Genomic DNA, 12817 nt, shown 5'->3' with positions numbered 1-12817 from the left:
GAGGCTGTCAGTTATCCGGCAATTCGTTGATTTTGCCGTAGCCGGGCACGCTACGCCGCAGCAGTTTGAGCGGATTGGAGCCGATACTGGCGAAATCCTGCAATTCGAGCTGCAGGTAGATGGAATCGTTGGGGGTGCCGGAAACTGCGTTCAGGCGCTGGCCGACCACACGGATCGCCCAGCAGCCGGCGTTGTACTCCAGGCCGCCGATCGCTTCCAGCAGTTGATGGTCGCGCATCGAGTAATTGTAACGGCCAACTGCGTACCAGCGGGAGGACAGCGGCCACTGGCCGGCAACATCGACCTGATCGACGGTCGCCAGATCGGTCAGTGGATCGCGCGTGTAACGGTAACTGGCTGCCAGCACCTTGCCGTAATCGGGCTGGAAACGGACGCCGGCGGAGAAGCGCTCGTTCTGGCTGTCCTTGTAGTTGTACTCCCAGGTCATCTCGGCGTAGGTCTTCGGGGCCAGCAGGCCGCTGACCGAGGCGATGAGGTTGGAGAAGTTTTCCTCCCGCGTCGTCTCATTCGGCAGGCTGACGCGCTGACGGTCGAAGTAATAACGCTGCCCGAGCATCGCCCGGAAACGCTCGGCCCCCGTCTCGCTGTCGAGGATACGCGTGGTCAGCGCCGCCGTCAGCTGATTGGCATCATTGATCCGGTCATAACCGCTGTAGCGGTTTTCGGAGAAAATCTGGGCGAAATTGAAATCGCTCAGGCCGGTATCGAATACCGGAATGTTGCTCTGGTCGCGATAAGGGATGCGAACGTAGTAGAGACGAGGCTCCAGGGTCTGGATGTAACCGGCCCCCAGGAAACTGTCTTCACGCTCAAAAACCACCGACGAATCCAGCGTGAAGATCGGCAGGGTCCGCGAAATATTCTCGGATTGCCCGCCGTTGGCCAGCGCGCGATCGATCGCATAGCTGGTCATGTGCAGCCCGATCTTCGGCGTCAGCTGAAAGGCCGGATGCACGATGGGCAAGGACAGTTGCGGATAGAGCACCATCCGCTGACCGACGTCCTTGATCGACGACTCCTCGTGCGTGAAGCGGGAATACTGGCCGATCAGGCTGAAGTCGGTACCCAGGACGTTGGCCTTGTAGCCGAGCACATTGATGCGCGGCTCCAGGAAATAGGGCCGCGCAATCGGAAAATCCGGATTCGGTTGCAGGGTCTGATAGCGCAACACCTGCAACGAAGTCTGCAGCCACGATGCCGGCGCATAGGCGAGCGTCACCCGTCTGGGCAACTGGGTCTGCGAGGTCTGCAACAGGCGCGACGACATGTCTTCCCAGTACCAGTCGTCCGACACGCCATTCCAGTCGAAGCTGCCGGAAAAGCCGTTGCCGAAATTGACGTTGTTCTTCAAGCCGTAGGCGTAACGACGCTCACCGAACAGGGTATCGTGCGGCATGTACTCGACCCGCCATTCGGCAGTCTGGTACTCGTCCAGATAACGCGCCTCGACCCCCAGCTGGGCACCGCGCCGACTCATGTAGCGCGGATAGAAGGTAGCGTCGTAGTTGGGAGCGACATTCCAGTAAAAAGGCAGCGAAAAGTCGAGGCCGGTCTTCGTCGAATGCTTCAGCGTTGGCGACAACAGGCCCGACCGACGGTCGTCGCTGAGCGGGAACCAGGCGCCTGGAGTGTAGAAAATCGGCGCCCCCTTGAACCACAGCGAGGCATTCGTTGCCGTCCCTTCGTTGGCATCCTGATCGAGGTGCATGCGTTCGGCGCGCAAATACCAGTCGGCCTCGTCGGGCTTGCAGGTCGAATAGGTGGCACGACTCAGCGAAATCCGGTTTTCGCCTTCGAAATCGATACGCTCGGCCTCACCACTGCCAAAAGTCCGCCGGCGCGGCGGCATCGCCGTCGGCAAACCATAGATGTCCGGCACGTTGAGCATCATCGGCGCGCCGCTGTTGGCGCCGTTGACGCTGGCTACCGACACCACCGTCTGCCCCTTGTCGTACAGACGGCTACGCACCTCGCGCTCGAACGAATAATGTGCCTGATCGGCAAAACCGATCTGCTCGGCCATCCGCATCTTCATCCGGACCGCATCGATCTCGCTGCCATCCTGCACCAGCCGCACATTGCCGTCGGCCTCGACCTCATCGTCGATCGGCCGGTAGCGGACGCGATCGGCGTAGAGCAGTTGTCCGGAGCGACGCAATTCGACATTGCCCTCGGCCAGCGTCGACTCGTCGGTCTGCCCTTCCATCTGATCGGCGATCAGGAACAGCGGATAGTCGTCATCCGGTTTCGGTGGCAGCGGCGTCCCCGGGAGCTTCTCGCTGGCTGCCAGCTTGCGTGCCGCCCGCATCCGGGAAAGCACATCGAAGCGCCGGTCGACACGCAACGGCGAAGCTTCGATGACCGCCACCATCATCGGCGGGCGGACTGCCGCATCAGCCGGCGCTTGCGCTTCGACAGACGCCCGCGCTGCCGGCACCCCGGCAAAGAGGCAGCAGATCAGCGTGGCGATCGGGCGTCGGGAGAATCCTGTCATGCGGCGAAGCGAAGCGGGCCAGCGCCGGAACGGCAGGCACCCGGGTGTTAGAATCGCGCCATTCTACAACGAACCGTCCACCACCCGATGTCGCGCGATCAACTTGTTAACGACTGGGTCGCCCAGCGCTTTCCCGAACAATCCGTCTCCCTCGCCCCGGCCTCCGCCGACGCCAGCTTCCGCCGCTACTTCCGCCTGACCTGGCCGGACGGCAGCACGCGCATCCTGATGGACGCGCCGCCGGACAAGGAAGACTGCAAACCCTTCATCCACGTCGCCGGTCTGCTCGCCAAGGCCAAGCTGGCTGCGCCACGCATCCTCGACCAGGACCTCGATAACGGCTTCCTCGTCCTCACCGACCTCGGCCGCATCGGCTATCTCGATGCACTCAACGCCGATCTGTCGCTGGCCGACACGCTGATGCGTCCGGTGCTCGACACGCTCGTGCAGTGGCAGTTGTCGTCCACCGCCGCGACGCTGCCGCCCTACGACGGCACCCTGCTGCGCCGCGAGCTCGACCTCTTCCCGGAATGGTACGTCGGCCGCCACCTCGGCATCGAACTCGCCGACGAAGACAAGGTGATGCTCGACCGGACCTTCAAGTTCCTCATCAACTCGGCGCTCGGCCAGCCCAAGGTGTTCGTGCACCGCGACTTCATGCCGCGCAACCTGATGGTCGTCGAGAGCGAGGAAACGCTGACGCCGGGCATCATCGACTTCCAGGACGCGGTCTACGGCCCGATCACCTACGACGTCGTCTCGCTCTTCCGCGACGCCTTCATTTCCTGGGAAGAAGAGCAGGAAATCGACTGGGTTGTCCGTTACTGGGAAAAGGCCCGCGCCGCCGGCCTGCCGGTGCGCGAGGACTTCGGCGCCTTCTGGCGCGAATACGAGCTGATGGGCCTGCAACGCCACCTCAAGGTGCTCGGCATCTTCTGCCGCCTGAAGTACCGCGACGGCAAGGAAAAATACAGCGAAGACCTGCCGCGCTTCATCAACTACGCGCGCAAGACCGCCAGCCGCTACCTGCAGCTGAAGCCGCTGCAGAACCTGTTCGACCGCCTCGAAGGCAACACCGAGCTGATCGGCTACCGCTACAAGTAATGAAAGCCTTCATCCTTGCCGCCGGCCGCGGCGAACGCATGCGGCCGCTCACCGACCACACGCCGAAGCCGCTGCTGGTCGCTGGCGGCAAGCCGCTGATCGTCTGGCACCTGGAAAAGCTGGCGGCGGCCGGCTTCCGCGAGGTGCTCATCAACCACGCCCACCTCGGCGCGCAGATCGAGCAGGCACTCGGCGATGGTTCGCAGTGGGGACTCCGCATCGCCTACTCGCCGGAACCGCCGGGCGCGCTGGAAACCGCCGGCGGCATCGCCCAGGCCTTGCCGCTGCTCGGCGACCAGCCCTTCCTGGTGGTCAATGGCGACATCTGGTGCGACATAAATTTTGAGCATTTTTTGCCGTCGACCGCAGGATTTTCGTCCGGCCCGGCGCATCTGCTGATGGTCGCCAACCCAGCCCATCACCGCGGCGGCGACTTCAGCCTGGACGGCGACAAGGTGGTTTTTGCCCAGGGTGAGCAAACACTCACCTACGCCGGCATCGGCGTATTTTCGCCCAGTTTTTTCAAGGACGTGCCGGTCGGCCAGCCGCTCAAGCTGCGCCCCCTGCTCGACGCCGCCATCGCTGCCGGCACGCTGCGCGGGGAACGCTACGCCGGCCGCTGGGTCGACGTAGGAACGCCGGAACGTCTGGCCGAACTGGATGCCGAATTGAGGAACGCATGAGCCACGCCCACTTTCTCGCCCGCCGCAAGCGCCTGCTGCAAACCATCGGTGACGGCGTCGCCATCATCCCGACGGCGCCGGAAGTCGTACGCAATCGCGACGCGCACTATCCCTACCGTTTCGACAGCTACTTCTGGTACCTCACCGGATTTCCGGAGCCGGAAGCGGTGCTGGTGCTGGTCGGCGGCAAGAAGCCGAAGTCCATCCTGTTCTGCCGCGAGAAGCATGAAGAGCGGGAAATCTGGGACGGCTACCGCTACGGCCCGAAGGCGGCAAAGACGGCTTTCGGCTTCGACGCCGCCTACCCGATTGAGCAACTGGAGAAAAAACTGCCCGAATTGCTCGTCGACCGCAGCACTTTGTGGCACGCCCTCGGCCACGACGCCGAGTGGGATGCGCGCATCGCCAAGGCGCTGAACGCCGTGCGCGCCCAGAGCCGGGCCGGCAAACGGGCGCCGCGCGCCATCCATGAGCTGCGCGCCGAACTCGATGCCATGCGCCTGATCAAGGACGACGCCGAAGCCGCCATCCAGCAACGCGCCGCCGACATCGCCAGCGCCGGCCACGCCCGCGCCATGCGCGCCTGCCGCCCCGGCATGGCCGAGTACGAGCTGGAAGCCGAGCTGTCCTACGAATTCCGCAAGCGCGGCGCCGACGGCCACGCCTACACGCCCATCGTCGCCGGCGGGGCGAATGCCTGCGTGCTGCACTATGTCGAGAACGACAAGCTGTTGAACGACCACACGCTGGTACTGATCGACGCCGGCTGCGAGGTCGCCGGCTACGCCGCCGACATCACCCGTACCTTCCCGGTCAATGGCCGCTTCAGCGCGGCGCAGAAGGACGTCTACGAAATCGTGCTAGCAGCACAGAACGCCGCCTTCGCCGCCACCGCCCCCGGCCGCCACTTCATGGAGGCGCACGACGCCGCCGTGCGCGTGCTGACAGAGGGCCTGGTCGACCTCAAGCTGCTCAGCGGCGACCTCGACAACCTGATCGAGAAGGGCGATTTCCGCCGCTTTTACATGCACCGCACCGGTCACTGGCTCGGCCTCGATGTGCACGACGCCGGCGAATACAAGGATGGCGAGCAATGGACGGTGTTGCAGCCGGGCATGACCGTCACCGTCGAACCCGGCCTCTACATCCGCCCGGCCGCCGACGTACCGGCCGCGCTGGCCGGCATCGGCATCCGCATCGAGGACGACGTGCGCGTCACTGCCGAGGGTTGCGATGTCTATACGACAGCACCGAAGACGGTGGCCGAGATCGAGGAAGTGATGCGCCATGACTGAGCCCGTCGAAACCGTCGACATCCTGATCATCGGCGCCGGCCCGGTCGGCATGACGCTGCATCTGGCGCTCGCCGCCGGCGGTCAGAAATCGCGGCTCATCGACCGTCGACCGCAGCAAGCGCTGCAGGCCGACCCGCGCGCGCTGGCCCTGTCGCACGGCGCGCGCGAATTGCTCGAACAGATCGCCAGCTGGCCGACGCGGGCGGCGACACCGATCGAAACCATCCATGTATCGCAAAAAGACGGCTTCGGTCGCACGCTGATCGACCGGGCCGACTACCTACTGCCGGCGCTCGGCTATGTCGTCCGCTACCGCGACCTCGCCGCCGCCCTGGCCGCCAACCTCGCCGCCGACAGCCTGCTGGCCGATGCGGAAATCATCGACATCCATACGGACGACGACGGCGCCACCGTTGCGCTGCGCCAGGCCGACGGCACGATGCGCCGCTTCCGCTGCCGCCTGCTGGTCCATGCCGAGGGGACGGCCTACGACGATCCGGCGGTTTCCGTCGCCGACTACGCCCAGCACGCGGTGATCTGCGAAGTGACGCCGACGCCGAAGCACGGCAACCGCGCCTGGGAGCGCTTTACGCCGGACGGTCCGCTGGCGCTGCTGCCGCTCGGCGAGCAGTTCTCCATCGTGTTCACCCTGCCGCCGGCGCGGGCCGACGCGGTGATGGCCATGGACGACAGCCGCTTCCTGGCGGCACTGCAGGCCCAGTTCGGCGAGCGCCTGCGCTTCGCCGCTGCCGGCCCGCGCAGCCGCTTCCCGCTGGCGCTGCGCCTGCGCGACACACTGGTCAAGGGACGCGAAGTCTGGATCGGCAACACCGCGCAAACGCTGCACCCGGTATCCGGCCAGGGCTTCAACCTCGGCCTGCGCGACGCCTGGGAACTGGCGGAATTCCTGTGTCGGGATGGCGTCGACCGCAGCGATCTTGCCGCCTACGCCGCCGGTCGTCAGTTGGATCGTCGCGGCAGCGCCTGGTTTACCGACAAGGTGGTGCGTCTGTTCTCCAATGACAGCCCGCCGCTGCGGCTGGCCCGCGGGCTCGGCCTGCTCGGCCTCGACCTCTGCCCGCCGGCCCGTCATTTCGTCGCCCGACGGATGATCTGGGGCGCCCGCGCCTGGCCGTAAAGCGCTGGCTCAGGGGGCGCGCTTGTCGGCCGGCCGCGCCGACAGCGGATAGATTTCGCCGGTTTCCGGCGCCTCCCCCGGCAGCCGGCGCTTGCGCTGATCGCGATAGACAGCGGCACGCATCAGCAGCATCGACACCATCGGCGCAGTCAGCAACACGAACAGCGTGATCAGCAGTTCATGGATCACCGGGCGCGACTGCAGCGCCGAGAAATACAGCATCGAAGCAATCAGGATGCAGCCGGTGCCCAGGGTGATGGTGATCGCCGGACCATGAATGCGCTGGTAGAAACTGGGCAAACGCAGCAGGCCGAGACAACCGGTCAGCGCAACGATGCCGCCGAGTACCAGCAACAACGAAACCGGCAAGCCGACCCACCACGGCAACAGCTCCGGGGCGCTCATTCGATGACCTCGCCGCGCATCAGGAACTTGGCCAGGGCCACCGTGGATACGAAGCCGAGCAGGGCAATCAGCAACGCCGCCTCGAAATAGACCAGGCTGCCGTGGCGCATGCCGAGCAGCAGGATCAACAGCATCGCGCACATCCACAGCGTATCGAGTGCCAGCACGCGGTCTTGCGCCGACGGTCCGCGCAACAGGCGGAGCGTGCAGAAAACGAGGGCCAGACCGACGCAGCCCAGCGCGAAGTTGAGTGCCAGCGGCAACAGGAATGCCGACAGTTCGTTCATCGACTCATCCTCCGAAAATCTCGATCAGCGGCTGTTCGTACTGCCGCTTGACGGTATCCACCCACCATTGCGCATCGTGCAGGTCGAAGACATGCAGCGCCAATTCATTGCTCTCGGGCAGGATTTCGACCCAGACCGTCCCCGGCGTCAGGTTGATGATCGCCGCCAGCATGGCCAGGCCGTGCGGACTCTTCATGTCGAGCGGGATGCGGACGAACTGCGAATTCAGGCCTTCGGAACGGGCGAACAGGATGATGCGCGTGACGTTGAAACAGGAGCGCAGCACTTCGACGCTGGCCTGGCTGAGCAGCCGGAGCAGGGCCAGCGGCCGCCGGATGCGGGCGTAGCCGTGCGGTTGCAGCGGCCGCGACAACAGCGGCGCAACGACGGCAAGCAAGGCACCGAGCAGCAGTTGCGCCGGCTCCACGCTCTGGTTGAGCAACAGCCAGGTCAGCAGCAGGACCAGGGAGAGCAGCGGCGACGGCAGCAGGCGTTTCATCGCACGCTCCCCGGCGCCGGGACCGCCGTCTCGCCAAGCACCCGTTCGACATAGCGCGTCGGCTGGGCCAGCATGTCGGCCGTCCGTTGCAGGTAATCGAGCAGCGGCGCAGCCAGTATCGTCATGGCGATGCACAGGCCGAGCAGCAGACTGATCGGCGCCGCCTCCGACAACTGCAGACTGGGCGGTTGTACCGCGCCGGCAGCCCAGAAGGTACGAACACCGAAACGCATCAGCGAAATGATCGCCGCCAGGCCGGCGCACAGGATCAGCGCGATCAGCGTCCACGCCGTCCAGGGCACCGGCCCATCGACGGCCAGCAGGACATGGAACAGGCTGAACTTGGCGACGAAGCCGGACAACGGCGGCATGCCGGTGATGACCAGCGCACTGGCGGCGAAAGCCAGGCCGAGGAAGGCCATCGCCGCCGGGATGCCGACACCGACCGGCTCGTCGGGCTTTTCCTCGATGGCAAAGGCTTCCATTGTCAGCGCCAGCAGCGCGGCGCCCGGCGTGCGGATTCTTTCGGTCAACCCGACCAGCAGCAGAAAAGCCGCCATTGCCAGCGTCGCCCCCAGCAGGTAGTACAGACCGACGCCGAGCAGCGCCGGACCGCCGTAACCGACGATGGCAAGCAGCGTTCCCGACGAGATGATGGCACCGTAACCGGCGACCCGCCCCGCTTCCTCGCTGGCCAGAATGCCGAGGCTGCCGAAGACGATGGTCGCGATGCCGCCCCAGTACAAGGCCTCCAGCCCGAAACCGGCAGCCGGCCCGGCACTGAAAGCCAGCGGCCAGACGCGGACGATGGCATAAACGCCGACCTTGGTCATCAGCACCAGCATCGCGGCGACCGGCGGCGACGCGGCGGCATAGGTCGTCGGCAACCAGAAACCGAGCGGCCACATCGCCCCCTTGGTCAGGAAAGCCAGCGCCAGGATCACCGTGCCGACCTGCAGCAGGGCGAGATCGTCGGCCGCCAGCGCGGCGACCCGCGGCCCGAGATCGGCCATGTTCAGCGTGCCGGTCGTCGCATAGATCAGCGCCAGCCCGATCAGGAACAGCAGCGAGGCGACCAGGTTGATCGCGATGTACTGCATGCCAGCGCGGATGCGCGTCGTGTTGTAGCCGTGCAGCACCAAGCCGTAGGAAGCGGCAAGCATAACCTCGAAGAAGACGAAGAGATTGAACAGGTCATTGGTCAGGAAGGCGCCGTTGATGCCCATCAGCAAGAACAGGAACAAGGAGTGGAAGTGCACGCCGATACGGCTCCAGCCACGGTACGAGAAGACCAGCACGGCAAGCGACAGCAGCGCGGTGAGCAGCAGCAGCAGCGCACTCAGGCGGTCGACCAGCAGCGCGATACCGAACGGCGCCTGCCAGTTGGCGGCCAGGTACACACCGAGGCCATCCGGCCAATGGCCGCCGTCGGCAAAACGGAACAGGGTCACCGCGCAGGCCAGCAAAATCAGGTTGCAGACCAGGTTGACCGCAAACTTCAGCCCGTGCCGCGCCTCGTTGACCGGAATCAGCGCGGCGCCGGCCAGCAGCGGCAGCAGGATGGGCAGCAGGATCAGGTGCTGGGTCCAGGGCAGACCGTTCATTCGTCAGCCTCCTCGCCATCGACGTGGTCGGTGCCGGTCAGGCCGCGCGCGCCGATCATGATCACCAGATAAAGCGCGGTCGTGGCAAAACCGATGACGATGGCCGTCAGCACCAGCGCCTGCGACACCGGATCGGCGTAGTCGCCGGGCTGCGGCGTGCCGGCCTGCAGCGTCAGCGGCGCCTTGTCCACCCACAGGCGGCCGACCATGAAAATGAACAGGTTCACTGCATAGGACATCAACATCAGCCCGACGATCACCTGAAAGGTCCGCGGACGCAGGATCAGCCAGATGCCCGAGCCGAACAGCACACCCATCGAGATGGCGATGACCGCTTCCATCAGGCGCCTCCTGCTTCAACAGTTTCCGGGCGACCGTCCGGCAGCCGATGGCCGCGCGTCGACTGGTGGGCCAGCGCGGTCAGGATCAGCATCGTGCAGCCGACCACGGTGGTGAACACGCCGGTATCGAACACGAAGGCACTCGGTACGTGAATCTCGCCGAGCACCGGCAGATGCAGATGGGCGGTATGGCTGGTCAGGAACGGATAGCCGAAGAACCAGGCGCCAAGGCCGGTCAGTCCGGCCAGCGTCAGCCCGTAGCCGAGCCAGCGGTGCGGCCGCAAGGTCAGCCGGGCTTCGACCCACGAGGTTCCGGCCAGCATGTACTGGACGATGATGGCCACCGAGAAAATCAGCCCGGCAACGAAACCGCCGCCCGGCAGATTGTGGCCGCGCATGAAGAAATAGGCGGCGATGACGCCCATGAAGGGCAACAGCAGGCGCATGAAGATGCCGGCGACCATCAGATAACCGATGTTGGCCTGGGCGGCCGGCGACTGGCGCGTCGCCGCGTCGAGCGGATTGTTGCGCTGGGCCGGGATGGCCACGCTTTCCGGGGCCGGACGGAAACGCCGCAGCAAGGCGTAGACCGTCAGTGCGACGACCGTCAGCACGGTGATTTCGCCCATCGTGTCGAAACCGCGGAAATCGACCAGCAGGACGTTGACCACATTGCTGCCGCCGCCCTCGCTCAACGCCTTGTCGAGGAAGAAGCCGGAAATCCCCTCCGGCAGCGGGCGAACCAGCACCGCATAGGCCAGCAAGGCCATGCCCAGCCCGCCGCCGACGGCAATCAGCATGTCGCGACTGCGCCGCAGCCAGACATGCCAGGGCGTCTTCAGTGCGAGCTCCTTCGGCGTCAGACGGGCCGGCAGCCAGCGCAGCCCGAGCAGGATCAGGATCGTCGTCACCGTTTCGACCATCAGTTGGGTCAGCGCGAGATCGGGGGCCGACAGCCACAGGAAGGTCACCGCGGTGATCACGCCGGTGCCACCGGCCAGGGCCAGGGCCGCCAGACGGTGATATTTGGCCTGCCAGGCGGCGGCTAGCGCGCAGACGCAACCGACGATCCACAGGACGACGAAATACGGGTCGATCGCGGTCGGCCAGGCGACCTCCCAGGGCGGCAGGCCACCCACCAGCAGCGCCGGCAGCACCAGCATCGCGAGCATCATGATCATGAATTGCGGCTGCAGGCGCTGGGTACCGAGATGGCGCACCAGAAAGGCCGCCGCCCGGGTCAGCCCCAGCATGGTATTTTCGTAAGCCTGCGCACCGCTCAGGCGGTGGATCAGCGGGGCCCGGTCGCGTTGCTGCAGGTTGAAGCGCTGGTTCAACAACTGGAACAGCCAGGCGCCGATGACCAGTGCCAGCACGCTCATCAGCAGCGGCAGGTTGAACCCGTGCCAGACCGCCAGATGGTACTCCGGCACATCGCCGCCGAGGATCGCGACCACCCCGAAATGCAGCAGTGGCTCGATGCTGATGCCGGGCAGCACACCGACCACCAGGCAGGCCAGCACCAGCAACTCGACCGGCAAGCGCATCCAGCTCGGCGGCTCGTGCGGCTCCTTGGGCAAGGGCTGCTCGGGGCGGCCGAAGAACACCGCGATGAAACGCAGCGAATAAACCACCCCGAAAACACCGACGGCCAGCGCGGCATAGGACATCCACCAGTTGCTGTCGCCACCGACCAGCAAGCTCTCGGCAAAGAACATCTCCTTGGACAGGAAACCGTTGAGCAAGGGGACGCCGGCCATCGCTCCGCTGGCCACGATGGCCAGGATCGCCGTGCGCGGCATCTGTCGGTACAGCCCGCGCAGCAGGCGCATGTCGCGCGTCCCGGTCTCATGGTCGATGATGCCGACGGCCATGAACAGCGAGGCCTTGAAGGTCGCATGATTGATCGTGTGGAAGATGGCGGCGACCAGCGACAGCGGCGTCCCGATACCGAGCAACGTGGTGATCAGGCCGAGGTGACTGATCGTCGAATAAGCCAGCAAGCCCTTCAGGTCGCGCTGGAAAATCGCCGCGAAGGCGCCGAGCAGCAGCGTGCAGGTGCCCGCACCGGCAATGATCCAGGTCCATTCGTCGGTACCCGAAAGCACCGGCCACAGCCGCATCAGCAGGAAAACACCGGCCTTGACCATGGTCGCCGAGTGCAGGTACGACGACACCGGGGTCGGCGCCGCCATCGCGTGCGGCAACCAGAAATGGAAGGGGAACTGGGCGCTCTTGGTCAGCGCACCGAGGGCGATCAGGATCAGCGCCGGCAGGTAGAGGTCGCTGGCCAGTATCGTCTCGCGGGCCGCCAGCACGACATCCAGATCGTAACTACCGACGATGCGGCCGAGGATCAGCACGCCGGCCAGCAGGCACAGGCCGCCGCTGGCGGTTACCGTGAACGCCATGCGCGCGCCGCGCCGCGCATCCGCGCGGTGATGCCAATAGCCGATCAACAGGAAGGAAGTGACGCTGGTCAGCTCCCAGAAAACCACCAACTGGATCAGGTTGCCGGACAGCACGACGCCCAGCATGGCCCCCATGAAGGCCAGCAGGAAGGAAAAGAAACGCGGCACCGGATCTTCCGGCGACATGTAATAGCGGGCATAGAGCACGACCAGCATGCCGATGCCGAGCACCAGCGCCGAGAAGATCCAGGCCAGGCCGTCGAGCCGCAACACGAATTCGAGACCGAGCGCCGGCACCCAGGAAATCCGCTCGTGAATCACCTGATCCGTACCGTGACTGAAGAACAGCCACGACACCAGCAGCAGGCCGAACAGGGCCACGCCGCCGGCCAGCCAGGCCTCGCGATTGCGGGCATTGGCCGGCATGCAGGCGGCGATCAGGCTGCCGGCAAATGGTGCAATGATCAGGGCGCTGAGCGTCATGGTCTCCACGAGGTCGGGGGCTGGAAATAGCCCGAGAACGAGGCACGGCGGC

The 12817-nt window shown here is 65.3% G+C and carries 11 protein-coding genes; 4 read left to right on the top strand and 7 right to left on the bottom strand.

Annotated features, from left to right (window positions below; all coding sequences use genetic code 11):
• Nucleotides 1-7: 7 nt before the first annotated feature.
• Nucleotides 8-2515 carry an LPS-assembly protein LptD gene (locus L0962_RS14375; protein WP_234087142.1) on the bottom strand — a complete coding sequence of 836 codons (2508 nt, stop codon included), beginning with the start codon at nucleotides 2513-2515 and terminating at the stop codon, nucleotides 8-10.
• An 87-nt stretch (nucleotides 2516-2602) separates the two neighbouring features.
• Between L0962_RS14375 and L0962_RS14370 the strand changes: the two genes are divergently transcribed.
• Genes L0962_RS14370 through L0962_RS14355 form a run of 4 tightly spaced genes read left to right on the top strand, consistent with a single transcriptional unit; the run spans nucleotide 2603 to nucleotide 6735 of the window.
• Nucleotides 2603-3619 (top strand): aminoglycoside phosphotransferase family protein, encoded by a 1017-nt coding sequence (locus L0962_RS14370; RefSeq protein WP_234087141.1) that lies wholly within the window; start codon nucleotides 2603-2605, stop codon nucleotides 3617-3619.
• Nucleotides 3619-4302 carry an N-acetylmuramate alpha-1-phosphate uridylyltransferase MurU gene (gene murU / locus L0962_RS14365; RefSeq protein WP_234087140.1) on the top strand — a complete coding sequence of 228 codons (684 nt, stop codon included), beginning with the start codon at nucleotides 3619-3621 and terminating at the stop codon, nucleotides 4300-4302. Before L0962_RS14370 ends, murU begins: the two co-directional genes overlap by 1 nt.
• The gene (locus tag L0962_RS14360; RefSeq protein ID WP_234087139.1) at nucleotides 4299-5597 is read left to right on the top strand and encodes an aminopeptidase P N-terminal domain-containing protein; all 1299 of its coding nucleotides are present in this window, start codon (nucleotides 4299-4301) and stop codon (nucleotides 5595-5597) included. The genes murU and L0962_RS14360 overlap by 4 nt, the downstream gene beginning before the upstream one ends.
• Nucleotides 5590-6735 carry an FAD-dependent monooxygenase gene (locus tag L0962_RS14355; RefSeq protein WP_234087138.1) on the top strand — a complete coding sequence of 382 codons (1146 nt, stop codon included), beginning with the start codon at nucleotides 5590-5592 and terminating at the stop codon, nucleotides 6733-6735. The genes L0962_RS14360 and L0962_RS14355 overlap by 8 nt, the downstream gene beginning before the upstream one ends.
• Nucleotides 6736-6744: 9 nt before the next feature.
• Here L0962_RS14355 and mnhG read toward each other — a convergent pair whose 3' ends face one another.
• From mnhG to L0962_RS14325, 6 genes are read right to left on the bottom strand one after another with little or no spacing between them, the layout of a single operon-like run.
• On the bottom strand, nucleotides 6745-7140 hold the full coding sequence (mnhG, locus tag L0962_RS14350; protein WP_234087137.1) for a monovalent cation/H(+) antiporter subunit G: 396 nt from the start codon (nucleotides 7138-7140) through the stop codon (nucleotides 6745-6747).
• Complete coding sequence (locus L0962_RS14345; RefSeq protein ID WP_234087136.1) at nucleotides 7137-7427, bottom strand: K+/H+ antiporter subunit F; 291 nt, start codon at nucleotides 7425-7427, stop codon at nucleotides 7137-7139. Before L0962_RS14345 ends, mnhG begins: the two co-directional genes overlap by 4 nt.
• Nucleotides 7428-7431: 4 nt before the next feature.
• Nucleotides 7432-7926, bottom strand: a complete 495-nt coding sequence (locus L0962_RS14340) for a Na+/H+ antiporter subunit E (protein WP_234087135.1) — start codon at nucleotides 7924-7926, stop codon at nucleotides 7432-7434.
• A complete protein-coding gene (locus L0962_RS14335; protein ID WP_234087134.1) occupies nucleotides 7923-9530 on the bottom strand; it encodes a monovalent cation/H+ antiporter subunit D in 1608 nt (535 codons plus the stop codon). The genes L0962_RS14340 and L0962_RS14335 overlap by 4 nt, the downstream gene beginning before the upstream one ends.
• Nucleotides 9527-9871, bottom strand: a complete 345-nt coding sequence (locus tag L0962_RS14330; RefSeq protein WP_234087133.1) for a Na+/H+ antiporter subunit C — start codon at nucleotides 9869-9871, stop codon at nucleotides 9527-9529. Before L0962_RS14330 ends, L0962_RS14335 begins: the two co-directional genes overlap by 4 nt.
• The gene (locus L0962_RS14325) at nucleotides 9871-12765 is read right to left on the bottom strand and encodes a monovalent cation/H+ antiporter subunit A (RefSeq protein ID WP_234087132.1); all 2895 of its coding nucleotides are present in this window, start codon (nucleotides 12763-12765) and stop codon (nucleotides 9871-9873) included. The genes L0962_RS14330 and L0962_RS14325 overlap by 1 nt, the downstream gene beginning before the upstream one ends.
• Nucleotides 12766-12817 lie beyond the last annotated feature (52 nt).

The organism is Azonexus sp. R2A61, assembly GCF_021401135.1.
GTDB lineage: Bacteria > Pseudomonadota > Gammaproteobacteria > Burkholderiales > Rhodocyclaceae > Azonexus.
Note: the sequence above shows the minus strand (reverse complement) of the source record. Positions and strands in the feature narration are given on the sequence as shown.

What these genes read in the sequence shown, in the direction of transcription:
- L0962_RS14375 (WP_234087142.1), bottom strand. Translation starts at nt 2,515, where the DNA reads ATGACAGGATTCTCCCGACGCCCGATCGCCACGCTGATCTGCTGCCTC.
- L0962_RS14370 (WP_234087141.1), top strand. Translation starts at nt 2,603, where the DNA reads ATGTCGCGCGATCAACTTGTTAACGACTGGGTCGCCCAGCGCTTTCCC.
- murU (WP_234087140.1), top strand. Translation starts at nt 3,619, where the DNA reads ATGAAAGCCTTCATCCTTGCCGCCGGCCGCGGCGAACGCATGCGGCCG.
- L0962_RS14360 (WP_234087139.1), top strand. Translation starts at nt 4,299, where the DNA reads ATGAGCCACGCCCACTTTCTCGCCCGCCGCAAGCGCCTGCTGCAAACC.
- L0962_RS14355 (WP_234087138.1), top strand. Translation starts at nt 5,590, where the DNA reads ATGACTGAGCCCGTCGAAACCGTCGACATCCTGATCATCGGCGCCGGC.
- mnhG (WP_234087137.1), bottom strand. Translation starts at nt 7,140, where the DNA reads ATGAGCGCCCCGGAGCTGTTGCCGTGGTGGGTCGGCTTGCCGGTTTCG.
- L0962_RS14345 (WP_234087136.1), bottom strand. Translation starts at nt 7,427, where the DNA reads ATGAACGAACTGTCGGCATTCCTGTTGCCGCTGGCACTCAACTTCGCG.
- L0962_RS14340 (WP_234087135.1), bottom strand. Translation starts at nt 7,926, where the DNA reads ATGAAACGCCTGCTGCCGTCGCCGCTGCTCTCCCTGGTCCTGCTGCTG.
- L0962_RS14335 (WP_234087134.1), bottom strand. Translation starts at nt 9,530, where the DNA reads ATGAACGGTCTGCCCTGGACCCAGCACCTGATCCTGCTGCCCATCCTG.
- L0962_RS14330 (WP_234087133.1), bottom strand. Translation starts at nt 9,871, where the DNA reads ATGGAAGCGGTCATCGCCATCTCGATGGGTGTGCTGTTCGGCTCGGGC.
- L0962_RS14325 (WP_234087132.1), bottom strand. Translation starts at nt 12,765, where the DNA reads ATGACGCTCAGCGCCCTGATCATTGCACCATTTGCCGGCAGCCTGATC.